A 26963-nucleotide genomic window follows, 5' to 3' on the forward strand; every position below is an offset into this window, starting at 1 on the left:
AATATCTGGAAGCTTGCGCGATCATTGTGGGAGCGGGCTTGTCCCGCGAACACCGGCAAAGCCGGTGCCAGGCACCGCGTCGCCTGCTTCGCGGGACAAGCCCGCTCCCACAGAGAACGCGGCGGGGCCTTGGTAATCAGGCGATGTTCTGCTCTGCCGACCAGCTGGCGTACCAGCTGCGGAACAGCGCGTACTGCTGCTCGGCGTAGTTGCGCTGGGCGTCGGTCAGCACGTCGGTTTCGTTGAAGTGCAGGCTGTACTCGCTGTCGCCGTTCAGCACCATCAGGTGCTTGTAGTACAGCACCAGGTCGCAGCCCTCATCGAATGACGACAGCACCGCCAGCGCCGCTTCCAGCTCGCGGGCCAGGCGGCGGGCCTTGGCGTCGCCCTTGGCCGCCTGCTTGCTCAGGCTTACCAAGTGCAGCACCTCACGGGGCAGGGCGTTGCCGATGCCGGTGATGGCACCGGTGGCGTTGCAGTTGACGAAGCCATGCACCACCTGGGTGTCCACGCCCACCATCAGGGTCACGTCGTCATCCTTGGAGGTGATGTGCTCGGCGGCGTAACGCAGGTCGGCACCGCCACCGAATTCCTTGAAGCCGATCAGGTTGGGGAATTCGCGGCGCAGCTCGAAGAACAGATCGGCGCGGGTGGCGAAGCCGTAGTAGGGGCTGTTGTAGATCACCGCTGGCAGCTTGGGCGCGGCGGCGAGGATGGCCGAGAAGTGGTGCTTCTGGGCGATCAGCGAGGCACCGCGGCTGAGCACGCGAGGGATGACCATCAGGCCGGCGGCGCCGACCTTGGCCGCGTGGGCGGCATGCGCTACCGCTTCACGGGTGTTCACCGCGCCAGTGCCGACAATGGTCGGGATGCCGGCGGCCACCAGGCGCGCCACGCCTTCCTGGCGCTCGGCCTCGGTCAGCAGTGGCCAGTCGCCCATCGAACCGCAGTACACCACGGCGCTCATGCCGGCCTCGATCAGCTGGTGGCCCTTGCGCACCAGGGCGTCAAAGTCCGGTTTGCGCTCGGCGGTGCACGGGGTCATCAGGGCGGGCATGGTGCCGGTGAAGATGTTGTCAGTCATTGTTGTTACTCCTGGCGAAATTGGGTTTTCGATAAAGCCGGGGCTCAGATGCCCCAGGCGAACGGGTCCTGTTCGTCGATCAGCAGGGTGCTGTCGGCGGTCATGTAGGCGCGGCCGGTAATGAACGGGCGAATGTGCTCGCCGTCGCGCTCGTAACGGCCATGGAACTGGCTACCGGTGATGCTGGCTTGTACCCAGGTCTGGCCCTCGGCAAGCTTGCCGTCGGCGGCCAGGCAGGCCAGCTTGGCGCTGGTGCCGGTGCCGCACGGGGAGCGGTCGTAGGCCTTGCCGGGGCACATCACGAAGTTGCGGCTGTCGGCGTTGGCGTCGTCGGCAAACAGCTCGACGTGGTCGATAGGCGCGCCGTTTTCGCCGGTGATGCCCTGGGTTTCGAGGGCCTTGAGCATGGCCCAGGTGTACTCGGTCAGCGCCTCACGGTTGCCCAGCTCGATACGCTGGCCGTGTTCGGAAACCAGGAAGAACCAGTTGCCGCCCCAGGCGATGTCGCCATGCACCACGCCATGGCCAGGCACCTCCACCGCCACCTGCTGGCGGTAGCGGTAGGAGGGCACGTTGCCGACGGTGATGGCGCCGTCTTCATGCAGGGTGGCGCTGACCTGGCCGACCGGGGTGTCGATCTTGTGCACACCCGGTGCGATCAGGCCCAGGTGCTGCAACGAGGCGACCAGGCCGATGGTGCCGTGGCCGCACATGTTCAGGTAGCCGGCGTTGTTGAAGAAGATCACCCCGCAGGTAGCGTCGGCCGACACCGGCGGGCAGTACAGCGCGCCGACCAGCACATCGTTGCCGCGTGGCTCCAGCAGGCAGGCACGCCGCCACGGGTCGTGCAGCTCGCGCAGTTCGTCGCGCTGTTCGGCCATGCTGCGGCCATGCAGTTGCGGGAAGCCCTTCATCACCAGGCGGGTCGGTTCGCCGCCAGTGTGGGAGTCGATGACGCGTATCTGTTTCATGGGCTTGTCCCTTGCGTAAAAGATCAGGAAGCGACGGCAGCAGGGCGGCCGGTATAGGGTTCAGCGCTGGCTTCGCTTTCGTCTTCACCTTCCAGGCGCACAAGGTGGGCAGGCACGCCCGTCGCGGCGCCCCAGTAGTAGATGCCCAACGCGCAGGCGGCCACGGCCACGGTGTCGAGCGGGTGGCCGATTACCCCCAGGCCGCCGAAGCTGCCCAGCCACGACAGCAGGATGGTCACCGCGTAGAACCCGATCAGCCATGCCGACGAGCGAACCTGCTGGGCCAGCGACAGGTGCTGGGTGGGTACGAAACGGCTGCACAGCAGGTACAGCACGAACATCACGATTTGCAGGGCCAGCAGCCACGACACGGTGTTCCAGCCCGACCAGTACACGATCAGCGCGGCGATGATGAACGACAGCGGGCCGAGCACGGCCATGCCCTTGACCCGGAACGGGCGCGGCATGTGGGGTGCATTGCGGCGCAGGGCGGCGACGGTGACCGGGGCGACGGCGTAGCTCAGCACCAGGGCAGCCGATACCACGTTGATCAGCGCTTCCCACGAGGGGAACGGCAGGGTCCAGAACACCGACAGGCCGAAGGTCAGCCACAGGGCCGGGCGCGGGATGCCGGACTCTGCATCGATGCGGGTGAAGTACTTGAAGAAGGTGCCGGTCTGCGCCCAGCCGTAGATCACCCGCGGGGTGGCGTTCATGTAGATGTTGCCGCAGCCGCTGGGCGAGATCACGGCGTCGGCCACCACCAGGTAGGCCAGCCAGCCCACACCCAGGGCCAGGGCGATGTCACGGTAGGGCAGGGCCAGTTCCTTGGTCACGCTGGCCCAGCCGTTGGCCAGCATTTCGGTCGGCACGCTGCCGAGGAAGGCCAGTTGCAGCAGGGCGTAAATCGCGGTGGACAGCAGCACCGACAAAATCAGTGCAATAGGGATGGTGCGCTGTGGGTTCTTCACCTCGCTTGCTACCGAAATGATTGGCGTCAGGCCCAGGTAGGCGAAGATGATGCCGCCGGCCGATACGGCCATTTCCACCCCGGACAGGCCGAACGGGGCAAAACCGTGGACCTCGAAGTTTTCTGGCTTGAAGAAGGTGAACAGCACGCCGATTACCAGTAGCGGCACAATGAACTTGAACACGCTGACCAGGTTGTTGGCCTTGGCGAAGGTTTTCACGCTGCGGTAATTGAGGAAGAAGAACAGCCCCAGCAGGGCGAACTGCACCAGCCAGCCGAGCACGGTCGGGTCGCTGGAGCCGGCCTTGGTCAGCCCGGGGAACCAGGCGGCGGCGTATTGGCGTGAGGCGACCACTTCGATGGCGATCAGGCTGGAAAAGGCGATCAGGGTGATGAAACCCATCAGGTAGCCGAGCAGTGGGCCGTGCGAGTAAACCGGGTAGCGCACCACGCCACCGGCACGTGGCAGGGCGGCGCCCAGCTCGCAGTAGACGATGCCCAGCAGCAGTACGGCGAAACCGCCAAGGAACCAGGAGAGGATGCCGGCCGGGCCGGCGATGGCCGACACGTGGCTGGCGGCGAACAGCCAGCCGGAGCCGAAGATGGCCCCTAGGCCGATGAAGGTGAGGTCCAGCAGTGATAACTGTTTTTTGAATTTGCCTGACATGGGTTCGCCTTTTTGTTGGTTATTGGATAGGCAGGTCTGATGTCACGAGATGCGGCTTTTTGGGCCGCGCTCTTGTAGGACTTGGGCGGCTTGCGTGGGGCATAGAGTGAACCGGTCGGGGCGACGGTTCTTGATGGTTTTCTGCAGGGGGGATGACGAAATCGGCACAGTTGCAAAAAATGCTGGCGGCCAGGGTGGGCTGGTGGATAGGCTGTAGGCCACATCGCACAAGGCCTGTAAGGGAGTGTTTATAGTGCCGGCCTCTTCGCGGGCAAGCCCGCTTCCACAGGTACGGCGCAGAATCCGAAACGTGTGGAGGACCTGTGGGAGCGGGCGAGCCCGCGAAAGGGCCGGCACAGCCAGCAGAGAACCGACAGATGACCGATACTCCCCTGGCAACCCTCTACCAGTCCCTCGACCAGCACCGCCCCGCCACCCTCGAGGCCCTGCTCGCCGGTGTATCGCTGCTGCTGCCAATCCTCGACGCCATCCCCAACGCCGCCATCTTCATCAAGGACCCGGCCGCCCGCTATGTGCTGGCCAACAACACCCTGGTCCAGCGCTGTGGCCTCAAGCGCCTGCAACCGCTGTTGGGCAAGACCAGCGCCGAAGTGTTCCCGGCACAGCTGGGCCCCGGCTACACCGAACAGGACCGCCGGGTGCTCAAGGAAGGCATGGTGCTGGAGGACCAACTGGAGCTGCACCTGTACGGCAGCCGTGAACCCGGCTGGTGCCTGACCCACAAGCGCCCGCTGTACAACCAGGCGGGCGAGATCATTGGCCTGGTTGGCATTTCGGTCGACCTGCAATCAGCCGCCGACAGCCACCCCGCCTATCAACGCCTGGCCGCGGTGGACGAGCACATTCGCCAGCATTTCCACCAGCCGATCAGCATGGGCGAGCTCACCCGCATCGCCGGTATTTCCGTGGCCCAGCTGGAGCGCTATTGCAAGCGGGTGTTCCACCTCACGCCCCGGCAGATGATCCACAAGGCACGCCTGGAGCACGCCCACCGCCTGTTGCATTCGGAGCTGCCCATCACCGAAGTGGCGATGTGCTGCGGCTACACCGACCACAGCGCCTTCAGCCGCCAGTTCAAGCAACTGACCGGCTTTACCCCACGGCAGTACCGCCAGGCCACCAGCGATCAGGTGGCTTGAAACAGCACCTTGGCCTCGGCGAAGCACTGTTCGGCAATCGCCGACCGCGGCTCGCTGCGCCGCAGCAGCAGGCCGACCGGGCTGTGAATGGCGGCGTCGGCCACCGGCACGATGCGCAGGTGTTCGCTGAGGTCTTCCAGGCCGCAGTCCAGCGGCATGATCGCGCAGCACATGCCGGTGTTGATGGCCTGGATCAGCTGGAAGGTCGAGTCGCTCTCCAGCACCGCATTCGGCTCCAGGCCACGGCTGCGGAAGCTCAGGTCCAATGATTGGCGGTAGTGCATGCCTTTGCTCAGCAAGCCCAGCGGTATATCGCTGAGTGCATCCCAGCGCAGCGGGTCGCCTGCAAACTGGAAGTGCCGGGTGTCGTGCAACAGGCCCATGGTGGTGGTGCCCAGTTCGATCACTTCAAAGAAGCTGGTGTTGACCTGGTCCAGGTAGCAAATACCCAGGTCGAGCTGGTTGCGGCTGAGCCCGTCGATGACTTGTTCCGAGCTCAGCGAGCTGAGTTGAAAGTGCAGTTCGGGGTATTTTTCGCGCAGTGGCAGCAGCAGGTGCATGGGGTTGAAGCTGGCCAGCGGCACCGTACCCAGGCGCAGGCTGCCGACCACCTGGCCGCGGCAGCTGGCGGCCTCGGCCTGCAGGCCGTCGTGGGCGGCGAGCAGGGTGCGGGCCCAGGCCAGGATGCGCTCGCCGGCTTCGGTAAAACCTTCGAAGCGCTGGCCGCGCTTGACCAGCACCAGCTCCAGCTCGTCCTCCAGGTTACGCAGGCGCATGGACAGCGTTGGCTGGGTGATATGGCACAGCGCCGCGGCCTGGCCGAAGTGGCGGGTCTGGTCGAGGGCGATGAGGAACTTGAGCTGCTTGATGTCCATGAAAGTGCCTGGCGTCTGGTTATGCAGACCTTAACCCACGTCTGCGATAGATGTCATTGATCGCCCGGTACGCCATATCGATTGGACGCCCTCGGGCCGTGGCTCTAGCGTGGCGACAATGCCATCAAGGAGTTTTACCGTGCGCATCCAACCCGATGCGGTCTTCGTACCGCTGAACATCGCCGTGCTGACCGTCTGCGACACCCGTACCTACGACAACGACACCTCTGGCGAGCTGCTGGCCAGCCGTTCGGTAGAGGTCGGCCACCGGCTGGTGGCGCGGGCGCTGCTCAAGGACGACCTGTACAAGATCCGCGCCCAGGTGGCGACCTGGATTGCCGATGAGCAGGTGCAGGTGGTGTTGATTACTGGCGGTACCGGCTTTACCGGGCGAGACAGCACGCCGGAAGCCGTCGAGTGCCTGCTGGACAAGCGCATCGACGGTTTTGGTGAGCTGTTCCGGGCATTGTCGATTCTGGATATCGGCACCTCGACCGTGCAGAGCCGGGCGTTGGCCGGGTTGTCCAACCGCACGTTGGTGTGCTGCCTGCCGGGCTCTACCGGGGCCTGTCGTACCGCGTGGGAGGGTATCCTGGCCGAGCAGCTGGATGCCCGGCACCGGCCGTGCAATTTCGTCAAACACCTGTTGCCGATCGAGGCCTGCGCAAGCCGGGGCTGAACTGGGTCCTGTACCGGCCCTTTCGCGGGTAAACCCGCTCCCACAGGATCACCACTGCCTTTGGACTTTATGCAGTCCCTGTGGGAGCGGGTTTACCCGCGAACGGGCCAGCACAGGACGGCGCATTTGCTCAGCTCAGCACATACCCCACCGGCAACAGCGCTGGCGGCAACTGCTGCTCCCCCAACCCCGCCAGCACATCGCGCTCCACGGTCCGCACCATGGCATCGGTCGGCAAATCGTTTTCATCGCGCCCGAACGGGTCTTCCAGCTCGTTGCCAATCGCATCCAGCCCGAAGAACGTGTACCCCACGATGGTGGTGAACAGCGGCGCCAGCCAGCCCAGCGGCTCGGCCAGGGCAAACGGCAGCAGAATGCAGAAGATGTAGATGGTGCGGTGCAGCAGCAGCGTATAGGGGAACGGCAAGGGTGTACCCTTGATCCGTTCACAGGTGGCCTGCACTTCGGTCAACCCCACCAGCCGCTGCTCCAGCAGGCTGTAGCGCCAATCGCTGATCTGCTGCTGCGCGGCCAAGCGCGAACAGTGCTCGCCCATTTCACGCAGGATGCCGTCACACACATTGTGGGGGCTGATCGCATCGGGCCGGGCCAACCACGGTCTGGCAGCTACCCGTTCGTCCTCGTTACGCAACCGTGCATTAAGCGCATGAGCGAAACCACACAGGCTGCGCAGCAGGTCGCTACGCAGTTTTTCATCTGCAATCACCACGCTTTCGCGCACGAACGAGCGGGTTTCGATGATCAGCTTGCCCCAGGCCTTGCGGCCCTCCCACCAGCGGTCATAGCAGGCGTTGTTGCGAAAGCTCATGAAGATCGACAGCGACAGGCCAAGCAAGGTGAACGGCGTGGCACTCACCGGGTAGAAAAACGCCGGGTAATGGCGCTCGACCAGCACGATCAGTGCTGCCAGCAAGGTCACCATCAGGCAGCGCAGGGCAATGCGCTTGACGATCGAACCCTTGAGGGTGAACAGCACACGCAGCACATCGGGGGTTGGGTGGACGATCATGGAAATCCAGAGACGGCCGCTTAGCCGCCGGTCATGTTCATGAAGCGCAGGATCTGCACGTCGCCACCGACTTCGAAGTGATGGCGGTAGGGCTTGAGGTGCAGCGAATCACGGATAGCCTTTTCCAGCCGTTCGGCATTGCCAGGGTGCGCGCGCAGCACATGCTTCAGGTCCACCGAATGTTCATTGCCCAGGCACAGCAGCAGGCGGCCTTCGACCGTCAGGCGCACGCGGTTGCAGGTGGCGCAGAAATTGTGGCTGTGCGGCGATATGAAGCCGACCCGGGTGTTCGCGGTTTCGGCCAGGCGCCAGTAGCGGGCCGGGCCCTGTGAGGATTCGGTGGATTCGATCAGGGTGAACTGCTCGGCAAGGCGCTCACGTACTTCATCACTGGAGCAGAACGACTCGCCGCGTTCGTGCTCGCTGATCACCCCTAGCGGCATTTCTTCGATGAAGGTGATGTCCAGTTCGCGATCAATGGCAAAGCGCACCAGGTCGACCAGTTCATGATCGTTGCGGCCCTTGAGCACCACGCAGTTGAGCTTGGTGCGCTTGAAGCCGGCCTTGCGTGCGGCGTCGATACCGGCGATGACCTGATGCAGGTCGCCGGTGCGGGTCAGCTGCTTGAAGCGCCCGGCGTCCAGGCTGTCGAGGCTGATGTTCAGGCGCGTCACGCCGGCATCGAACAGCGGCTGTGCCAGGCGCCCCAGTTGCGAGCCGTTGCTGGTCAGGCACAGTTCGCGCAGGCCGGGCAGGGCTGCGATGCGCCCGCACAGGTCGACGATGCCCTGGCGTACCAGTGGCTCGCCGCCGGTCAGGCGGATCTTGCGGGTGCCCAGGGCGACGAAACGCTCGGCCACCTGGAACAGTTCTTCGAGGCTGAGGATCTGCTGGCGCGGCAGAAACTGCATGTCTTCGGCCATGCAGTACACGCAACGGAAGTCGCAGCGGTCGGTGACCGACATCCGCAGGTAGTCGATTTTCCGGTTGAAGCCGTCAATCAGGGCCCGGCTGTTCTGTTCCACGTTCGCGCTCGAATGGGTTGGGACACATCTCCAAGCTATAACCTGGCCGCAGGGGCGTCAAATTGCTTTGTCCGACTGCTTGATCGACGGCCTCTATCATGGCATTCCCAAGCCTGCACCGAGTCGCCTCGTTCGCGGGCATGCCCGCTCCCACAGGTCCATCACAGGGCTGAGGTACAAGGTAATCCCGTGGGAGCGGGCGTGCCCGCGAATAATACTGCAACCCCATTCCGGCCCATGATCGAAACCGCTTATCACACCGTAAGATCTTTCGATTGGACGCCCCTGCCTCACGCTCAATAGGCTGGAAAAAAGCATCGAAGCGTGAGGATTCATCGCATGAGCCAGGACGAACACATCAGGGACTACAAGGGCGCCGCCGCCGGTTGGGGGGCGCTCAAGAGCGTCACCAAAAGCTGGCTGGGCAGCGAAAACGCCTTCAAGAACCTGCGGGCCATGCTCAAGACCAACCAGAACGGCGGCTTTGACTGCCCCGGCTGTGCGTGGGGCGAGTCGCCGGAAAGCGACATGGTCAAGTTCTGCGAAAACGGCGCCAAGGCGGTTAACTGGGAGGCGACCGGTCGCTCGGTCGACCCGGCTTTCTTCGCCAAATACAGCGTCAGCGCGCTGAGGGACCAGACCGACTACTGGCTCGAATACCAGGGCCGCCTCACGCACCCGATGCGTTACGACGCTGCCACCGATCACTATGTCGAAACCACCTGGCAGGAGGCCTTCGAGCTGGTCGCCACGCACCTGCGTGCGCTGCAGTCGCCCGATGAGGCCGAGTTCTACACCTCGGGCCGGGCCAGCAACGAGGCGGCGTTCCTCTACCAGCTGTTCGTGCGCGCTTACGGCACCAACAACTTCCCCGATTGCTCGAACATGTGCCACGAAGCCAGCGGCGCAGGCATGTCGGAAACCCTCGGGGTGGGCAAGGGCACCGTGGTGTTCCACGACCTGGAGCTGGCCGACGCCATCTTTGTCATCGGCCAGAACCCCGGCACCAACCACCCGCGCATGCTCGAACCGCTGCGTGAGGCGGTCAAGCGTGGGGCCCAGGTGGTGTGCTTCAACCCGCTGAAAGAGCGTGGCCTGGAGCGCTTCCAACACCCACAGCACCCGTTCGAAATGCTCAGCAACGGCTCTGAGCCGACGTCCAGCGCCTACTTCCGCCCGGCCCTGGGTGGTGACATGGCGGCCATGCGTGGCATTGCCAAGTTCCTGTTGCAGTGGGAGCGTGAAGCCCAGGCCAAGGGCGAGCCGGCGGTGTTCGACCATGCCTTCATCGCCGAGCACACCAGCGGCGTCGATGACTACCTGGCAGCGGTGGACGCCACCTCTTGGGAACACATCGTCAAACAGTCGGGCCTGACCCTGGCCGAGATCGAGCTGGCCGCACGCATGTACCGCAAGGCCGAACGTGTGATCATGTGCTGGGCCATGGGCGTTACCCAGCACCGCCATTCGGTGCCTACCGTGCAGGAAATCGTCAACCTGCAGTTGCTGCGCGGCAACGTCGGCAAACCCGGCGCCGGCCTGTCGCCGGTGCGCGGCCACAGCAACGTGCAGGGCGACCGCACCATGGGTATCGACGAAAAACCCAAGGCGGCGCTGCTCGATGCCATCGAAAAACGCTTCCAGTTCCGCGTGCCGCGGGCCCACGGGCACAACGCGGTGCTGGCGATCAAGGCCATGGAAGAGGGCCGGGCCAAGGTGTTCATCGCCCTGGGCGGCAATTTCGCCCAAGCCACCCCGGACACCCCGCGCACCCACGCGGCCCTGCAGAACTGCGCGTTGACCGTGCAGATTTCCACCAAGCTCAACCGCTCGCACCTGGTGACAGGCCGCGATGCGCTGATCTTGCCTTGCCTGGGCCGTACCGAAATCGACCTGCAGGCCGAAGGGCCGCAAGGCGTGACCGTGGAGGACACCTTCAGCATGGTGCACATCTCCAATGGCCAGTTGCGCCCGCGTTCGCCGCACATGCGCTCGGAGCCGTGGATCGTCGCCGGCATGGCCAAGGCCACGCTGGGCAACCAGCCGATCGACTGGGAGTATGCGGTGGCCGACTACAACCGCATTCGTGACATGATCGCCGACGTGATCCCAGGTTTCACCGGCTTCAACGAACGCCTGCATAGCCCGGGTGGTTTCCACCTGGGCAACAACGCTGCCGATCGCAGCTTCCGCACGGCCACGGGCAAGGCCCGCTTCATGCCCCACGCACTGCCGGAAGAGTTGATCAACGCCAAGGTACTGGCACGGGGTGACAAGCCCGACCTGATCCTGCAAACGCTGCGTTCACATGACCAGTACAACACCACCCTGTATGGCCTGGACGACCGCTACCGCGGGGTGTTTGGCCTGCGTGAGGTGGTGTTCGTCAACGAGGCCGACATCCGCCGCCTGGGCTTCGAGCCGGGTGAGCAGGTGGACCTGGTGTCGCTGTGGGAGGATGGCGTGGAGCGGCGCGTTTCCGGCTTCCGCCTGGTGGCGTATGACGTGCCTGAAGGGCAGGCGGCGGCGTATTACCCCGAGACCAACCCGCTGGTGCCGCTGGAAAGTTATGGTGAGGGGACCTACACCCCGACCTCGAAGTTTGTCGCCATCAAGGTCGAAAAAGCCAAGGCAGGGAACCGCATTGCCGCGGCGTTGGCCGCGGATTGACAGGTTGCCTGCAAGGGCCCTATCGCCGGCAAGCCAGCTCCCACAAGGACCGCACAGATTTCAGAACCTGTGATAAACCTGTGGGAGCTGGGTTGCCGGCGATAGGGCCGGTGCAGCCATACAGAATCAGGAACGGTGCACCGGGTAAGCCGTGGTGTACTTCATCTGCTCCATGGCAAAACTGGAGGTGATGTTCGACAGCCCATCGGTACGGGTAATCAGCTTTTTGTAGAACCGGTCATACGCCGCAATATCCCCCACCACCACCCGTAGCATGTAGTCCCAGTCCCCCGACATGCGGTAAAACTCCATCACTTCCTCGAACCCGGTCACGGTCGCGGCAAACTGCTCCAGCCAGGCGCTGTCGTGGCGCTGGGTCTTGAGCTGGACGAACACCGTCAGCCCCAGCCCTAGCCGTTCGGGGTCCAGCAGGGCGACACGGCCGAGTATGTAGCCTTCTTCTTCCAGGCGCTTGACCCGCTTCCAGCACGGCGTGGTGGACAGGTTGACGGCCTCGGCCAGGTCCTTGAGCGAGAGCGAGGCATCGCGCTGAAGCAGGGTAAGAATGTGCTGGTCGAAACTGTCCATATCGCGCGCGGGCCGTGTAGAAAAATTTTTCACAGATTACCCCAAGGCCAGACGATTTGGGTTGTGCGATAGTTGCAGCCTTCACTCTGCCAATGGGCCTGACCATGTCCGACAAGCCGCGCAATTTCGCCACCCTAACCATTCACGCCGGCGAGCAGTTCAGCGTCGCCGAAAACGCCATCTTCCCGGCCATCGTCACCGCCAGCTCGTTCACCAAGCGCAGCCTGGACGACAAGCCGGAGTACTCCTACAGCCGGGTCGGCAACCCCACCCGGCACGCCTACGAAACCTGTGTCGCCGCCCTGGAAGAAGGCGTGGGCGCGGTGGCCTGTGCCTCGGGGGTGAATGCCACTGCGACGGTGCTGGAGCTGCTGCCCAAGGACTCCCATGTGGTAGTGATGAACGGCGTGTATGGCGGCACCTTCCGCATCCTGGAAGACTACCGCAGCCGCACCTCGGGCCTGACCACCACCTATGTCGACCTCAACGACCTTGAGGCCGTGGCCGCCGCCATCAAGCCAGAAACCCAGCTGATCTGGATCGAGTCGCCGACCAACCCGTTGCTGCACCTGGTCGACATCAAGGCGGTGTGCGACCTGGCCAAGGCGCGGGGTATTCTTACCTGCATCGACAACACCTTCTGCTCACCGTGGAACCAGCGCCCGATCACCCTGGGCGTAGACCTGGTGATGCACTCGGCCAGCAAGTATATCGGCGGCCACTCCGACCTGACCGGTGGCGTGGTAGTGGCGGCCAATGATGCGCTGCTGGCACGCCTGCGCCGCATCAGCATGGCGATTGGCGCGGTGCAGGGGCCGTTCGACTGCTACCTCGCCCTGCGCGGCCTGAAAACCCTGGATGTGCGCATGGAACGCCAATGCAGCAACGCCCTGCAGGTGGCACGCTTCCTCGAAGGGCATGCGCAGATCGAGCAGGTGTATTACCCAGGCCTGGAAAGCCACCCCCAGCATGACCTGTGCAAACGCCAGATGCGCAGTGGCGGGGCGGTGGTGGCGATGAAGGTCAAGGGTGATCGGGCCGCGCTCAACCGCCTGGTCGAGGCATTGCAGATCTTTGTGCTGGCCGACTCGCTGGGCGGGGTGGAGAGCATGATCAACCACTCGTGGACCATGTCGCACTGCTCGCTGAGCCCGGAGCAGAAAGGCGTGATGGGGATCAGTGAGAACCTGCTGCGGCTGTCGATGGGGATCGAGGACTACCGCGACCTGATCGAGGACCTGGATGGTGCACTGACAGCGCTGGCTGCAGTGTAAGGGCTGCTGGCCTCTTCGCGGGCTCGCCCGCTTGTATGGTTAGACTTGAAGGGGTGGTGGGACTAAATGCCCGATTCTGACTGTTCACAGCAGTACAGACCGTGGGAGACATCGCCCCACCCCTTCCACCAAAGCGCCGATAAAGAATGCATCGTTTGCAAACGACGATAGAAGCAAGCCAGCGCCTCTTGGTGAAACCCCTTCAAGCCAAAAAACCATAACGTGAGGAGGCTCCCGTGGCAATGCAGGCTGGCAAATTGATCGTGGGTGCGGATGTCGCGAAAGCAGAGTTAGTGATTCATCACGATGATCGCGATGAGATCATCAAGGTGAAAAATACCAAACCGGAAATCAAGAAATGGCTGAAGCAACAGCCTCTCAACACGGCAATTGCTGTTGAGGCGACCAATGTTTACCACCTGGACTTGGTTGAGCTGGCCCATAGCCTGGGTTTCGAGGTCTATGTCATTGATGGATTCCAACTGAGCAACTACCGCAAAAGCGTGGGTGTACGGGTAAAAACGGACCCCACTGATGCTCGGTTGCTGTCCCGATTTTTGAGAAACGAGGGGGAAGACCTCCGCCCTTGGACTCCCCCTCCCGCCGTCTACGGCAAGCTTCAGAGCCTTCTGCGACGCCGAGCGGCCTTGGTGACTGCCCGCACGGCGATGACTCAAAGCTGGGCTAATGAAGCCCTGTTGAAAGCCGCCTTCACAACCTTTGTAAAATCGATAGACCGGCTGGATTTGTTGATCCAAAAGAAAATTAAAGAGGTGCTGCGCGAAGCTGGGCTGCACGAGCAAGTTGCTCGCTGCCAAGCGGTAGAGGGCATTGGGTTTCTCACCGCCACTGCCTTGGTAATGGCCTTTATGCGGGGCGAGTTCAAGAGCAGTGATTCGTACATTGCATTCCTGGGAATGGATCTACGAGTGATTGATTCTGGGCAGAAGAATGGACGTCGCCGCCTGACCAAGCGAGGCTGCTCAGAAATCCGTCGTCTGTTGCATAACGCGGCGATGTCAGCCAGCCGGACGGCCACTTGGAAAGGGATATACGAACAACATCGCAATGCGGGTAAAGCAACAACCCAGGCGTTGGTAATCCTGGCCAGAAAGCTTGCGCGAGTGGCATTCGCCCTGATGAAGAATCAGGACGAATATGTCTCCAAAGGTGGGAAACCGGCTTGCTGAAAACCATAGAATCTCCCACAGGTACTGCATTGCTTGCAGGCTTGGTGCTGTACCTGTGGGAGGGGTTGTTGCCGGGTTGACCTCTTCACAGGTAATTCACTTCCCTCAGGTGTTGCGCGGTCCCTGTGGGAGCGGGTTTACCCGCGAAGAGGCCCTTGGATTCAATGAATGCTTGTCAGGATTTGGGCGGATGGATGATCCGTTCGATCTTGTCCTTGATCAGCAACCGTTCCTTGCGCAGCCGGTTGACGGCGTCGTCGTTGGTACCGTTGCCTTCGGCGGCGACCACCTCCTTGTCCTTGGCGTTGTATTCCTTGTGCAGCGTGTGCAGCGTCTGGTCTTTGTCAATGAGCGCCTGGAATGCATCAGCGGTAACGTGCAGGTCAGCGAGCAGATCATGCGGAACTGGCATTTCTTCACCTCTGTCAGGGTTGTCGGAAAGGTCCTGACCTCTGAGGATAGCCGCGTTTGCGCAGGCTTGTGATGGCGGCCTGGCTGAATGGCAGCTGAATGGCTTTCACGTAATTGATAAAAGACGAAGCTTCACGAAATTGTTACCGTCTTTTTCACAAAAAATTGATGACGCGCTTTCTAGAGTTCGCCCAACTTTCCCACGGTGCCATCCGGCCGGGGGCTGATAATCACTCTTGATTGCGAACGCCGATGCTCAACTTCAAATCCCTGCGGACTGAATGGGTCACGCTGCTGGCCAGCCTTTATCTGCTGATTGGCTTGAACATGTTCCTGTGGGAGCATTTGCAAACGGTGGTGCCCGCCGGCCTGTCGGGGCTTTGGCTGAGCCTGGCGTTTGCGGTGCTGATGTTGTTCGCCTTCAACCTTATCCTTACGTTGATTGCCTTCCGTTATGTATTGAAACCCGTACTTATCGTGTTGTTCATGAGTGGCGCGGGTGTGGCTTACTTCATGAACCAGTACGGTGTACTTATTGATGCCGGCATGTTCCGCAATATGGCCGAGACCAATGTTGCAGAAGTACGCGATCTGCTGTCGCTGAAGTTTGCCGCCTATATCCTGCTGCTGGGTGTATTGCCTTCGGTGCTGTTGTGGAAGGCCCACATCGTCTACCGCCCCTGGCACCGCGAGCTGCTGGGCAAGCTGGTGGTCAGTGGTGCCTGTGTCGTGGCCCTTGGCTCGGTAGCGCTGGTCAATTATCAAGGTTTGTCGTCGCTGTTTCGCAACCACCACGAACTGCGCCTGATGCTGACCCGAGCAATATCGTCGGGGCCTCCATTGGGTATGTCAGCGAGCGTGTCGGTACTGCCTCGCGCCCGTTCCAGCATTATGGCGAAGATGCCAGGCGTGATGCCGCCTGGCAAAAACATGAGCGCAAATCGCTGACGGTGCTGGTCGTCGGTGAAAGTGCCCGGGCAGATCATTTTGGCGTGCTGGGCTATGACCGCGATACCACGCCGAACCTGGCCAGGGAGCAGGGCCTGCTGGCGTTTTCCGACGTGCACTCGTGCGGCACGGAAACCGCAGTCTCGGTGCCGTGCATGTTCTCGGGCATGAAGCGCAAGGATTACGACGCCCGCGTGGCGAAGAACCGCGAAGGGTTGCTGGACATTCTCCAGCGTGCCGGCCTGGCCGTGCAGTGGCGTGACAACCAGTCGGGCTGCAAGGGTACTTGTGACCGCGTGCAGTTCATTGATGTCAGCAACCTCAAGGACCCCCAACTGTGCGCGGATGGCGAATGCCATGACCAGATCCTGCTGCAAGGCCTGGACGCGCTGATCGACAACCTCGACAAGGATACCGTGCTGGTGCTGCACCAGATGGGCAGCCACGGCCCGGAATACTTCAAGCGTTACCCCAGTGGCGGCGAGCGCTTCACGCCGGTATGCCAGAGCAATGCGCTCAACCAGTGCAGCGAGCAGGAAATCATCAACGGCTACGACAACACCCTGGTCTATACCGACAAGGTGCTGGCGTCGCTGATCGACACCTTGCGCAGCAAACAGGACAAGGTCGACACGGCCATGATCTACCTGTCCGACCATGGCGAGTCGCTGGGCGAGTACAACCTGTTCCTGCATGGCACGCCTTACGCCATCGCCCCTGAGCAACAGAAGCACGTGCCGCTGCTGACCTGGTTCTCCGACAGCTACAAAGAGGACTTCGGCCTCGACACCGACTGCCTGGCCAAGCTCAGCGATGCCCCGCTGTCGCAGGACAACCTGTTCCATTCCATGCTCGGCCTGTTGCAGGTGCACACCGAGCTCTACCAGCAGTCGCTGGACATGTTCGCCAGCTGCCGGCCTTGGCTGGCGGCCAAGCGCTGAAACGCCGTTGCTGCACTCACAAACTGCACCATTGATCGATATCAAGGATGGCCCGGGTTTCACCAGCAGTGCCCGCGCCGTATATACTGCGCGCCAATGTTAGTGGGAGAGCCTCGTGGCCATCGAAATTCACTGGATCCGTGACGACCAGAGCCTGGCCGAACACTGCCGCGACTGGCAACAACTGCCCTTCGTCGCCGTCGACACCGAATTCATGCGGGTCGACACTTTCTACCCGAAAGCCGGGCTGATTCAGATCGGTGACGGCCAGCGGGCCTTCCTGATCGACCCGCTGCTGATCGGCAACTGGCAACCCTTGGCCGACCTGCTGGAAGACAGCGGTGTGGTCAAGGTGCTGCATGCCTGCAGCGAAGACCTTGAAGTGCTGCTGCGCCTGACCGGCAAGCTGCCGCAGCCGCTGTTCGACACCCAGCTGGCTGCCGGCTACCTGAACCTGGGCTTCTCCATGGGCTATTCGCGCCTGGTGCACGAGGTGCTGGGTATCGAGCTGCCCAAGGGCGAGACCCGCTCTGACTGGCTGCAGCGCCCGCTCTCGGAAACCCAGGTCAGCTACGCGGCCGAGGATGCCGTGCACCTGGCCGAACTGTTCACGGTGCTGCGCCCGCGTCTGTCTGACGACAAGTACGCCTGGGTGCTGGAAGACGGCGCCGAGCTGGTGGCCGCGTTGCGCCGTGAAGTCGAGCCCGAAAGCCTGTACCGCGACGTCAAGCTGGCCTGGAAGCTGGCCCCCCAGCAACTGGCGGTGCTGCGCGAACTGTGCGCCTGGCGCGAGCGCGAAGCGCGCAACCGCGATGTGCCGCGTAACCGCATCCTCAAGGAGCATTCGCTGTGGCCCATGGCCAAGAGCCAGCCGAACAACCTGTCGGCGCTGGCCAAGATCGACGAGATGCACCCGCGCACCATTCGTCAGGACGGTGAGTTTCTGGTCCAGCTGATCAAGCACGCCGGCAGCCTGCCTGCCGAGCAGTGGCCAGCGCCGTTGCCCGAGCCATTGCCGATCGAGGCCGCCGGCGTGCTCAAGCAGCTACGTGCCATCGGCCAGGCCGAAGGTGAGCGCCTGGGCATTGCCCCCGAGCTGATGCTGCGCAAGAAAGCCTTGGAGGCGCTGCTCAAGAGCGGCTACCCCAATGGCCCTTATCAACTGCCCGATTCGCTGCGCGGCTGGCGCCGTGAGCGCATGGGCCAGGCCCTGCTGGACAACCTGGCAGGTGCCGGAGAGACCCGATGAAACGCATTTGCTCGATCTACAAGAGCCCCCGCAAGAACGAAATGTACCTGTACGTGCTCAAGGCTGACGGCCTGGAGCGCGTGCCCGAAGGCCTGCTGCCGGCCTTCGGCACCCCCATCCACGCGTTTGACCTGGTACTCAGCCCAGAGCGCAAGCTGGCCCGCGAGGACATCACCAAGGTGCTGGAAAACCTCGACAACCAGGGCTACCACCTGCAGATGCCGCCGCTGGAAGATGAGTACATCGAGCACCTGCCCGAAGAGCTGCTGCGCCGTAACGACCCGGTCTGACCATGCGTGTACTGATTGCTGAGCATGATCATGCTCGATACGCCGGGCTTTTGCGCGAAACAGCGCCTGAAGTGGAAATACTGACCAGCGGTGACTCCGCCGAGCTGGCCCGTCAGGCAGCGCAGTGCACGGTGTGGCTGGGCCAGCCGGATCTGCTGGCGAGCTTGCTGCGCCAGGGCCTCAAGCCTGAGTGGGTACAATCGACATGGGCCGGTATCACGCCGTTGCTGGCCGATGGCCTGCCGCGTGACTACCGCCTGACCCGTGCGGTGGGCATCTTCGGCCAGGTGATGGCCGAGTACATGCTTACCTACATGCTCGGCCATGAGCGCGAGGTGCTGTCGCGCCTGGTCAGCCAGGTCGAGCGGCGCTGGGATGACCGCCCAGGGCGCACGCTGGAAGGGCGCAAGGTGCTGATTGTCGGCACCGGTGACATTGGCCAGCGGGTGGCCGAGTTCCTGCAACCGTTTGGGGTGGTGCTGTACGGTGTAGCCAGCACTGCCCGGGTACAGGCACCGTTCGTCGAGGTGGCGGCCCTGGCCGACTTGCCGCGCATGGTGGGCCAGGTCGACTACGTGATCAACCTGCTGCCGGACACCCCGGCTACCCATGACCTGTATGACGCGGCGCTGTTCAAGTGCTTCCTGCCCACGGCGTTGTTCATCAATGCCGGGCGTGGCGCGGCCGTGGTCGATGCCGACCTGGTCGAGGCGCTGAAGGAAGGCCATCTGGCCGGTGCGGTGATCGATGTCTGCCGGCAGGAACCACTACCCAAACAACACCCGTTCTGGACCGCCTGGGGGCTGTTGCTGACCGGGCACAGTTCGGCACCCACCTCGCCGGCAGCGATGGTGCGGTTGTTTGTCGAGAATGTGCGGGCTTATGAAGCGGGGCAGGGGTTGCGTGGGGAAGTGGACTTCGCCCGGGGCTACTGATTGATGTTGCCTGTGCCGGCCTCTTCGCGGGCTCGCCCGCTCCCACAGGGATCGGGCCAGCTTTTAGAAGTTGAGCAAGACAGTTGCTCCCACAGGTACAACACCGTGCCTGTGGGAGCGGGCGAGCCCGCGAAGAGGCCAGTAAGGCCTCCACAAGGCTTACAGGCTGAAATCACCCTCGGCAGCCAGCTCGCTCAACGGCTTGCGCGGGCTCGGCACTTCACGCGACTGCAGCGCTTCATCCAGGCTGGCCTTGTCACCCAGCTTGCCAATCGCCACCATGGCATGCAGCACGTAGCCTTCGGGAACCTTCAGTTCCTGACGCGCCAGGTCCTGGTCGAAACCGGCCATGCCATGGGTATGCCAGCCGCTGATGCTGGCCTGCAGGGCCAGGTGGCCCCAGGCGGAACCTGTGTCGAAGGTGTGCCACAGCGCCGGTTTTTCTTCCGTGGCGCCCGGGGCGGCAAAGGTGGTCTTGGAAATGATCAGCACCAGCGCCGAGGCCTGTTGCGCCCAGCTGCGGTTGAACGGCACCAGCAGGTTCAGGTAGCGCTCCCAGTTCGGCGTGTCGCGGCGGGCATACAGGAAGCGCCAAGGCTGCGAGTTGTACGCCGACGGTGCCCAGCGTGCAGCTTCCAGGAAGCTCAGCAGGGTCTCTTCGCTGATCGGCTCGGCGGTGAAGGCGCGTGGCGACCAGCGGTTGATGAACTGTTCGTTGATGGCGTAATCGGCAATGCGGGGGGTGGCGCTCATGACAGCTCCTGCAAACGGACGGGAAAGCCGCACGCTACTGCGTCCCGTCGCGACTGACAAGCGGTCTGGCTTTGCCGAAGGCCAGGCTCTAGACTGGCGCCGCCGCGCGCCGTGGCCCCAAGATGAATGCAGGAAACCGTGTGATGATCGCTGAAAACGCGCCGTTCTGGCGGCGCAAGACCCTCGAACAACTCAGCCCGCAAGAGTGGGAGTCGCTGTGCGACGGCTGCGGCCTGTGCTGCCTGCAAAAGCTTGAGGACGAAGATGACAACAGCGTCTATTACACGCGTATCGCCTGCAAGTTGCTGGACATGGAAACCTGCCAGTGCAGCGACTACCCCAATCGCTTCGCGCATGTACCGGATTGCATCCAGCTCACCCCGGGCAAGGCCGACCAGTTCACGTGGCTGCCAAGCACCTGCGGTTATCGCCTGGTCAGCGAGGGCAAGGACCTGCCGGCCTGGCACCACCTTGTCTGCGGCGACCGCCAGCAGGTCCATGAACAGCGCATTTCCCAGGCGGGGCGTATGCTCAGGGAGCAGGATGTGCACGAAGACGACTGGGAAGACCACCTGATCTTCCGCGCCAGCTGACCGGTGCGGCCCGCTGCCACGGGGAAACAAGGAGTTTCTGTATGCGTTGCCAGCTGTTTTTGCTGTTGGGCCTGATGGCCAGTTCGCCAGCCTGGGCGAAAAAGGTCGACCTTGACTACCAGGTGCGCCTGTTGCCCGCCAGTGGCCAGGCTGAAGTCCGCCTCACCTTGGCTGAAGGCAGCGCCGTGCGCAGCCTCGACTTCGACCTGGGCAAGGCCGGGGCCTTCAGCGGCTTCCAGGCCGACGGCCAATGGCGAATGCAGGGGCAGCGCGGCGTGTGGCAGCCGGCAGCCGGCAAGACCAGCCTCAGTTACCGCGTGCAGCTGGACCAGAAGCTCGCCAGCGGTGCCTATTCCTCGCGTGTTACCCCGCACTGGGCGCTGTTCCTCGGCGACCAGCTGGTACCGCCTGCGCGGCTTGACCAGCAAGATGGCACGGAGCTTGTGGCACGCCTGGCGTTCGACTTGCCCGAGGGGTGGAAGAGTATCGAGACCTCCTGGCCACGCATTGGCAAGGACAAGTTCCGCATCGACAACGTTTCGCGCCTGTTCGACCGCCCGACTGGCTGGATGCTGGCCGGCGACCTGGGCAGCCGCCGTGCCCGCCTGGGCGATACCGAGGTCACCGTGGCCGCGCCGGTGGGGCAGGGCATGCGGCGCATGGACAGCCTGACCTTGCTGACCTACGTCTGGCCGCAGTTGCAGGCGGTATTCCCGCGCAACCCGCCCAAGCTGCTGCTGGTCGGTGCGCGTGACGGCATGTGGCGCGGGGCAATGGCAGCGCAGGGTTCGCTGTACCTGCACAGCGCCCGCCCGATGATCAGCGAGAACGGCAGCAGCCCGTTGCTGCGCGAAGTGGTGCAGCTGTTTGCGCAGATCCGTGGGCGCGACGGCAATGACTGGCTGGTGGAGAGCCTGACCGACTACTACGCCAGCGAATTGCTGCGCCGTTCGGGCGGGGTAAGCGATGACCGCTACCAGGCCTGGCAGGCACGCCTGAGCAAGCAGGGCGCCAAGGTCACCCGGCTCAAAGGCGAACGCGCCAGCCCCGCTCAGGTGGCCCGCGGGGTGATCCTGCTACAGGCGCTGGACAAGGAAATCCGCATCCACACCCAGGCCAAGCGTTCGCTGGACGATGTGGTACGCGGGCTGATGCGCCTGCCCAGCGTAAGCACCGAAGAGTTCGTGCAAATCAGCGAGAACGTGCTGGGGCGCAAGTCCGAGGTGCTACAGAGCAAGGCATTACGCTAAGTTCGCGTGTACGAAGCGGTACGCAATGCCTGTAGGAGCGGCCTTGTGTCGCGAAAGGGCTGCGAAGCAGCCCCAGCGATATCTGCAACTATTCTGAGATTTTTGGGGGCGCTTCGCACCCCTTTCGCGACACAAGGCCGCTCCTACAAGGGCTGTGCACGCCTTTGAGAGCGGGCAGGTGCCTTGATCAACTGTCAGCCAACGGATCCTTCCCGGTCACCGTCACCCCTCTGGTCGCTGCCTTGGCGCTGGCCTTCAACGCCTCCAGCTCCGCCGCACTCTGTTCTATATCCGAACGCAAGCGGTGGTACTCCTGCCGATGCCGCTGCCACCACGCCTTGGTCGAGCAATGTCCGCTGACACCGCGTGCCACCGCAATACCTCCCACCACCAGTTGCAGCAAGCCGACCAGGCCTCCATGGCGCAGCCCCTTGCTCACCATCAGCGCTCCGCCAGCCAGCGAACTGACCCGTTCCAGACCATGGACATTGTGCTGCGAAGACGCAGCAGAGTGGATATCGAGCATGGCAAGACCTCCGTGTGAAATGTAAGCAGCTGACCTGCCGGGTGTCGCCAGCGTTCATTCGGGTCGCTCAGCGGCGCCAAAAATTGCTCGCTGTGTCGCATTTGGCGAATTACCTGTCTGGTTTGGCAATGCAGCCTCAGGGGTGTTTAATCCCACCCTGGGATCCGCTGTAACCCTTGTAAACAAAGGGCCAGAGAGTTTCCACCGTTCATCGAGAATGCTGTAGACACATTGTCTAACAGTGCCCTATAGTCGTTATACAAATAGTAGACACAACGCTATGACAATAAAGAAGGCCGCCATGAAAGCCCCCGCCCAACCCCTCGCCGCAGATGTGCCGCAGGACCGCAAAGCCGTCCTCGCCGAAGCGCTGCGCCGCCGGATCATGAGTATGGAACTGGCCCCGGGCGCCGTGGTGGACGAACTGGCCCTGTGCGAGGAGTTCGGCCTGTCGCGCCCTCCGGTGCGCGAGCTGCTGCGCCAGATTGCCGCTGAAGGCTACATCGAGCTGGAAGCCAACCGCGCGCCACGCGTCGCCGCCATGAGCCACGAGTCGCTGCACAGCTTCTACGTTGCGGCGCCGCTTATCTACGTGGCCACTACCCAGCTGGCCGCCACTTACGCCAGCGCTGAAGAAATCGAAGTGCTCAAGGCTATCCAGGCCCAGTTCCGTCAGGCCATCGAAGAACGCGACGTTGAAAACCGCGTGCTCTACAACGACGCCTTCCACCTGGAAATCGGCAAGATGGCGCACAACGACTACCTGATGCCGAGCCTGCGTCGCCTGCTGATCGATCACACCCGATTGGGCAAGATCTTCTATCGCCATCCCACTACCGATGACATGCAGCGCGACCTCGAAATCGCCTGCGAGCAGCACGAGCAGATGATTCAGGCCATCGAGCGCCGCGACCCGCAAGCGGCTGGCCAGCTGGTGCGCGATCACTTCGAACTGTCGCGCCGCCGCATGGCCGAGTACGCCGCGCCGCAAGGGCTGGATGTACCGATTCAGATATGAACTACCAAGGTCAGGCCACCGGCGTTGACCACCCGTCGACAACAAGATCCAGGTTAGTGAGATGACAAGAATAAGTTCGTTACCTGCCGATGATGCCACCTGTGGCTGGTACCACCTGAGCAAACCGCGTACGCCACGGCCGACCCACAGTGGGCACAGTCAGGCGCGCTGGGTGGTGGTGGGCGCAGGCTTCACCGGGCTGGCGGCCGCTCGGCAGCTGGCAACGAACTTTCCGCATGACGAGATCGTGCTGGTCGAAGCCCAGGAGGTTGGCTTTGGCACTTCCGGGCGCAATGCCGGCTTTGCCATCGACCTGCCGCACGATATCGGCGCCGAGGACTACATTGGTGACATCGACATCGCCAAGACGATCCTCAAGCTCAACCTGGGTGGCCAGCAATGCCTCAAGGACCTGATCGAGCGCTACGACATCGAGTGCCAGTTCCGCCATTGCGGCAAATACCAGGCGGCCATCGAAGACCGCGGCATTGCCGTGCTGGATGCCTACCGCCGCGGCCTGGACAAACTGGGTCAACCCTACGAAGCGATCGAGGGCCGCGACCTGCCCGATCATATCGGCACTGACTTCTACCGCAAGGGCCTGTTCACGCCGGGCACCGCCTTGCTGCAACCCTCGGCATTGGTCAAAGGTTTGGCCGATAGCCTGCCGCCCAACGTCTCGCTGTACGAACACACACCGATTACCAACGTCGAGTACGGCGACAAGGTGGTACTGCGCCACGCCAAGGGTTCGATCACCGCCGACAAGCTGGTGCTCACCACCAACGCCTTCGGCATGAGCTTCGGTTTCCTCAAGGGGCGCATGCTGCCGGTGTTTACCTACGCCAGCATCACCCGGCAGCTGACCGAGGAAGAACAGGCGCGCCTGGGCGGCAAACCCTACTGGGGCGTGATCCCGGCCGACCCGTTCGGCACCACCCTGCGCCGCACCGTCGACAACCGCCTGCTGATCCGCAACAGCTTCAGCTACAACCCCGACGGCCGTAGCAACCGCAAATATCTGGAACGCTTTGTTCAGCGCCACCGCGAGTCGTTCGCCCGGCGTTTTCCGATGTTGCCTGGGGTGAACTTTGAATATACCTGGGGCGGTGCGCTGGCACTGTCGCGCAACCACATGGGCTTCTTCGGCAAGTTGGCGCCGAATGTCGTCGGTGCACTGTGTTGTAACGGCCTGGGCGTTACCCGTGGCACGGTCACCGGCAAGTTGCTGGCCGACTGGCTGGCCGGTGACAAGAACGAACTGATCGAGTTTTTACTCAATGCCCCAGGGCCTTGTGTAAACCCGCCCAAGCCTTTGGTTTCCCTGGGCTTGAACGCAAACCTGATGTGGGGGCAGTTCCGCGCTGGCAAAGAAAGCTGATCGTTATCTGAGTTAGATCATAAAGCATTTTACGTCGGCGTCAGTTGGCCGGCACGGGCGCGGCTTGCCTGAAATTGATGATCGAGATGCGTCGTCCGAACACCCGGGGCTGAAGACGGTTTTCAGTTTCGCGGACACGCTCGCCTTGAAAATGTGCATATAGCAGACGGGGTAGGAATAACAATGACAAATCCGAATGTTTCGATTGAAGATGTACCGATCAACAACTTCCACCAATTGCTGACCCTGCGTTCCGGCGGCGGTTCGTTCGTCGATGGCTATGTACTGAGCATTATCGGCGTGGCCATGGTGCAGATGTCCGCCGGCCTGAGCCTGAACAGTTTCTGGCAGGGCATGATCGCCGCTTCGGCGCTGATCGGTATTTTCTTCGGTGGCTTTTTCGGCGGTTGGCTGACCGACCGCTTTGGCCGCAAACGGGTGTTCTTCGTTGGCCCGACCCTGTTCATCCTGGCCTCGGTGGCGCAGTTTTGGGTGGAGTCGGCGCTGGTCTTGTTCCTGCTAAGGTTTGCCATCGGTATCGCCGTAGGTATCGAATACCCGGTTGCAACGTCGCTGCTGGTGGAGTTCCTGCCCAGGAAGAACCGGGGCCCGCGCCTGGCAACCCTGACGGTATTGTGGTTTGCCGGCGCCGCTACTGCCTACCTGGCCGGTGAGGCAATCTTGCGCCAGGGTGGCGACGATGCCTGGCGCCTGGTGCTGGCCAGTGCTGCCGTAATTGGTGCGTTGCTGTTCGCCATCCGCCTGGGTACCCCCGAATCGCCACGCTGGTTGATCAGCAAAGGCCGCTCGGCCGAGGCTGAGCAGGTGATCAAGCGGGTGTACGGCAACGGTTTTTCGCTGAAGAACCTGCCGGAAGAGCCCAAGACCCGCAAGCTGTCGTTCCTCAGCCTGCTGCACTCTGGCTACGGCAAACGCATGCTGTTCGTCACCATGTTCTGGACCTGCTCGGTGATCCCGGTGTTCGCCGTGTACGCATTCGCCCCGAAAGTGCTGGGCGCGTTGAACCTGAAAGGTGACTGGGCATCGATCGGCTCCATCGCCATCACGTTCCTGTTCGTGGTGGGCTGCATCGTGGGCACCCGCCTGCTCAACACCCTCGGTCGGCGCACCACGCTGCTGCACAGCTTCTTCTGGTCGGGGCTGGCACTGCTGGGCCTGGGTGCCTTCAGCAATGGCAACGAGATGCTCATCCTGGTGCTGTTCGGTGCCTATGCCTTGTTCATCGGTGGCGCCCAGGTGCTGCAACTGGTGTACCCCAACGAACTGTTCCCTACCGAAATCCGTGCCGGCGCCGTGGGCGTGGGCACCTCCATGTCGCGGGTCGGTGCGGCAGTTGGCACCTGGCTGGTGCCCATCGCCCTCGACAGCTATGGCATCGGCGCCACCATGTATGCCGCTGCCGCCGTGACCTTTGTCGGCCTGGCCTTCTCGGTCGCCCTGGCCCCGGAAACCCGTTCGCTGAACCTGCAACAAGCGGCTTCGTTGAGCTGAAACCTTACAACCCGCCGCTGCGTGGTTGCGCGGCGGTCTTTACAACACTGAGCAACGCACTGGAGAACCTACCGTGAAATTCGAAGGCATCTACACCCCGGCAATCACTCCGCTGGCTGCGGACGGCTCGATCGACAAGGCGGCGTTCGCCGAGGTCCTCGAATACCTGGTCGAGTCGAAAATCCACGGCGTCATCATTGGTGGCTCTACCGGCGAGTACTACGCCCACACCACCCAGGAGCGCATCGAGCTGGCCGCCCAGGCCAAGGACGTGCTCAACGGCCGCCTGCCGCTGATCGTCGGCACCGGTGGCATCCGCACCGAAGACGCCGTGGCTTTCGCCCAGCACGCCAAGGAAATCAAGGCTGACGCGCTGCTGGTCGGCACCCCGCCGTACGCCCTGCCGACCCAACAGGAAATCGCCTTGCACGTCAAAGCGGTCGACGCCGCTGCCGACCTGCCGATCATGCTTTACAACTACCCGGGCCGCATGAGCGTAAGCATGGGCGAAGCGTTCTTCGATGCCGTGGCTGATGTGAAGAACATTGTCGCCATCAAGGAAAGCTCCGGCGACATGGCCCAGCTTCACCGGCTGGCCATCAAGCGCCCGAACATCCAGTTGTCGTGCGGCTGGGACGACCAGGCCCTGGAGTTCTTCGCCTGGGGCGCCCAGAGCTGGGTCTGCGCCGGCTCCAACTTCATTCCGCGTGAGCACGTGGCCCTGTACGAGGCCTGCGTGATCGAAAAGGACTTTGCCAAAGGCCGCAAGATCATGGCCGCCATGATGCCGCTGATGGACTTCCTGGAAGGTGGCAAGTTCGTCCAGGCCATCAAGAACGGCGTGGCGCTGAACGGCCTGAAGACCGGCGGCGTGCGCAAGCCGCTGTACGACCTGGACGATGCCGAGAAGCAGGAACTCAAGCGCGTGGTCAGCGAACTGAAAGCCACCATCGCCCTGATCAAATAAGGAGGC

24 protein-coding genes and 1 pseudogene are annotated in these 26963 nt (G+C 62.7%); 15 read left to right on the top strand and 10 right to left on the bottom strand.

The annotated features are described in order from the left end of the window. Window positions 1-136: 136 nt before the first annotated feature. Genes N805_RS28780 through N805_RS28790 form a run of 3 tightly spaced genes read right to left on the bottom strand, consistent with a single transcriptional unit; the run spans window position 137 to window position 3692 of the window. Window positions 137-1084, bottom strand: coding sequence for a dihydrodipicolinate synthase family protein (locus N805_RS28780; RefSeq protein WP_028613413.1), 948 nt, complete (start codon window positions 1082-1084; stop codon window positions 137-139). Between the two features lie 44 nt (window positions 1085-1128). Next, window positions 1129-2055, bottom strand: a complete 927-nt coding sequence (locus tag N805_RS28785) for a 4-hydroxyproline epimerase (protein WP_019472076.1) — start codon at window positions 2053-2055, stop codon at window positions 1129-1131. A gap of 23 nt (window positions 2056-2078) precedes the next feature. Next, a complete protein-coding gene (locus tag N805_RS28790; protein WP_019472075.1) occupies window positions 2079-3692 on the bottom strand; it encodes an APC family permease in 1614 nt (537 codons plus the stop codon). A gap of 377 nt (window positions 3693-4069) precedes the next feature. Between N805_RS28790 and N805_RS28795 the strand changes: the two genes are divergently transcribed. Continuing rightward, complete coding sequence (locus tag N805_RS28795; protein WP_019472074.1) at window positions 4070-4852, top strand: AraC family transcriptional regulator; 783 nt, start codon at window positions 4070-4072, stop codon at window positions 4850-4852. Here N805_RS28795 and N805_RS28800 read toward each other — a convergent pair. Beyond that, window positions 4840-5727, bottom strand: coding sequence for a LysR family transcriptional regulator (locus N805_RS28800; RefSeq protein WP_019472073.1), 888 nt, complete (start codon window positions 5725-5727; stop codon window positions 4840-4842). The two genes, N805_RS28795 and N805_RS28800, sit on opposite strands and share 13 nt — an antisense overlap. Before the next feature lie 139 nt (window positions 5728-5866). Here N805_RS28800 and moaB point away from each other — a divergent pair, with 139 nt between their 5' ends. Further along, window positions 5867-6406 (top strand): molybdenum cofactor biosynthesis protein B, encoded by a 540-nt coding sequence (gene moaB, locus N805_RS28805; protein WP_028613412.1) that lies wholly within the window; start codon window positions 5867-5869, stop codon window positions 6404-6406. A gap of 130 nt (window positions 6407-6536) precedes the next feature. On the opposite strand, the gene N805_RS28810 is transcribed toward moaB, so the two are convergent. Together N805_RS28810 and moaA are read right to left on the bottom strand one after the other, a co-directional pair. Then, window positions 6537-7436 (bottom strand): bestrophin family protein, encoded by a 900-nt coding sequence (locus N805_RS28810; protein WP_019472071.1) that lies wholly within the window; start codon window positions 7434-7436, stop codon window positions 6537-6539. A 20-nt stretch (window positions 7437-7456) separates the two neighbouring features. Further along, complete coding sequence (gene moaA / locus N805_RS28815; protein ID WP_019472070.1) at window positions 7457-8461, bottom strand: GTP 3',8-cyclase MoaA; 1005 nt, start codon at window positions 8459-8461, stop codon at window positions 7457-7459. A 339-nt stretch (window positions 8462-8800) separates the two neighbouring features. Here moaA and N805_RS28820 point away from each other — a divergent pair, with 339 nt between their 5' ends. Then, complete coding sequence (locus N805_RS28820; RefSeq protein ID WP_019472069.1) at window positions 8801-11131, top strand: FdhF/YdeP family oxidoreductase; 2331 nt, start codon at window positions 8801-8803, stop codon at window positions 11129-11131. A gap of 126 nt (window positions 11132-11257) precedes the next feature. Here N805_RS28820 and N805_RS28825 read toward each other — a convergent pair whose 3' ends face one another. After that, window positions 11258-11719 (bottom strand): Lrp/AsnC family transcriptional regulator, encoded by a 462-nt coding sequence (locus N805_RS28825; protein ID WP_019472068.1) that lies wholly within the window; start codon window positions 11717-11719, stop codon window positions 11258-11260. A 92-nt stretch (window positions 11720-11811) separates the two neighbouring features. On the opposite strand from N805_RS28825, the gene N805_RS28830 reads away from it, so the two are divergent. Together N805_RS28830 and N805_RS28835 are read left to right on the top strand one after the other, a co-directional pair. Next, window positions 11812-12993, top strand: a complete 1182-nt coding sequence (locus N805_RS28830; protein WP_019472067.1) for a trans-sulfuration enzyme family protein — start codon at window positions 11812-11814, stop codon at window positions 12991-12993. Between the two features lie 236 nt (window positions 12994-13229). After that, window positions 13230-14183: an IS110 family transposase gene (locus N805_RS28835; protein ID WP_028613411.1), complete on the top strand. Its 954-nt coding sequence runs from the start codon at window positions 13230-13232 to the stop codon at window positions 14181-14183. Between the two features lie 175 nt (window positions 14184-14358). Here N805_RS28835 and N805_RS28840 read toward each other — a convergent pair whose 3' ends face one another. Next, complete coding sequence (locus N805_RS28840; RefSeq protein WP_019470635.1) at window positions 14359-14595, bottom strand: YdcH family protein; 237 nt, start codon at window positions 14593-14595, stop codon at window positions 14359-14361. A 251-nt stretch (window positions 14596-14846) separates the two neighbouring features. Between N805_RS28840 and N805_RS28845 the strand changes: the two are divergent. From N805_RS28845 to N805_RS28860, 4 genes and pseudogenes are all read left to right on the top strand, one after another. Beyond that, window positions 14847-16483 (top strand): annotated as a pseudogene (locus tag N805_RS28845) (phosphoethanolamine transferase). Between the two features lie 115 nt (window positions 16484-16598). After that, a complete protein-coding gene (gene rnd / locus N805_RS28850) occupies window positions 16599-17732 on the top strand; it encodes a ribonuclease D (protein ID WP_019470633.1) in 1134 nt (377 codons plus the stop codon). Next, window positions 17729-18022, top strand: coding sequence for a YcgL domain-containing protein (locus N805_RS28855; RefSeq protein ID WP_016498370.1), 294 nt, complete (start codon window positions 17729-17731; stop codon window positions 18020-18022). The genes rnd and N805_RS28855 overlap by 4 nt, the downstream gene beginning before the upstream one ends. A 2-nt stretch (window positions 18023-18024) precedes the next feature. Then, a complete protein-coding gene (locus N805_RS28860; protein WP_019470632.1) occupies window positions 18025-18957 on the top strand; it encodes a D-2-hydroxyacid dehydrogenase in 933 nt (310 codons plus the stop codon). Between the two features lie 159 nt (window positions 18958-19116). Here N805_RS28860 and N805_RS28865 read toward each other — a convergent pair whose 3' ends face one another. Then, window positions 19117-19710, bottom strand: coding sequence for a nitroreductase family protein (locus N805_RS28865; RefSeq protein WP_016498372.1), 594 nt, complete (start codon window positions 19708-19710; stop codon window positions 19117-19119). A 143-nt stretch (window positions 19711-19853) separates the two neighbouring features. Between N805_RS28865 and N805_RS28870 the strand changes: the two genes are divergently transcribed. Together N805_RS28870 and N805_RS28875 are read left to right on the top strand one after the other, a co-directional pair. Then, window positions 19854-20303, top strand: coding sequence for a YcgN family cysteine cluster protein (locus N805_RS28870; protein WP_026034370.1), 450 nt, complete (start codon window positions 19854-19856; stop codon window positions 20301-20303). A 41-nt stretch (window positions 20304-20344) separates the two neighbouring features. Beyond that, window positions 20345-21553, top strand: coding sequence for a hypothetical protein (locus N805_RS28875; RefSeq protein ID WP_019470630.1), 1209 nt, complete (start codon window positions 20345-20347; stop codon window positions 21551-21553). A 187-nt stretch (window positions 21554-21740) separates the two neighbouring features. On the opposite strand, the gene N805_RS28880 is transcribed toward N805_RS28875, so the two are convergent. After that, entirely contained in the window at window positions 21741-22079 is a 339-nt protein-coding gene (locus N805_RS28880) for a YgaP family membrane protein (RefSeq protein WP_019470629.1), read from the bottom strand. 301 nt (window positions 22080-22380) lie between these two features. Here N805_RS28880 and N805_RS28885 point away from each other — a divergent pair, with 301 nt between their 5' ends. The 4 genes from N805_RS28885 to N805_RS28900 all read left to right on the top strand — a co-directional run bounded on the left by N805_RS28885 (window position 22381) and on the right by N805_RS28900 (window position 26957). Continuing rightward, on the top strand, window positions 22381-23097 hold the full coding sequence (locus N805_RS28885; protein WP_019470628.1) for a GntR family transcriptional regulator: 717 nt from the start codon (window positions 22381-22383) through the stop codon (window positions 23095-23097). Window positions 23098-23158: 61 nt separating this feature from the next. Next, window positions 23159-24478 (top strand): NAD(P)/FAD-dependent oxidoreductase, encoded by a 1320-nt coding sequence (locus N805_RS28890; protein ID WP_026034369.1) that lies wholly within the window; start codon window positions 23159-23161, stop codon window positions 24476-24478. 183 nt (window positions 24479-24661) lie between these two features. Next, window positions 24662-25990, top strand: a complete 1329-nt coding sequence (locus N805_RS28895) for an MFS transporter (protein ID WP_019470626.1) — start codon at window positions 24662-24664, stop codon at window positions 25988-25990. Between the two features lie 73 nt (window positions 25991-26063). Continuing rightward, window positions 26064-26957: a dihydrodipicolinate synthase family protein gene (locus N805_RS28900; RefSeq protein ID WP_019470625.1), complete on the top strand. Its 894-nt coding sequence runs from the start codon at window positions 26064-26066 to the stop codon at window positions 26955-26957. The last annotated feature ends 6 nt before the right edge of the window (window positions 26958-26963 follow it).

It is taken from the genome of Pseudomonas putida S13.1.2 (assembly GCF_000498395.2).
Taxonomy (GTDB): Bacteria; Pseudomonadota; Gammaproteobacteria; order Pseudomonadales; family Pseudomonadaceae; genus Aquipseudomonas; species Aquipseudomonas putida_Q.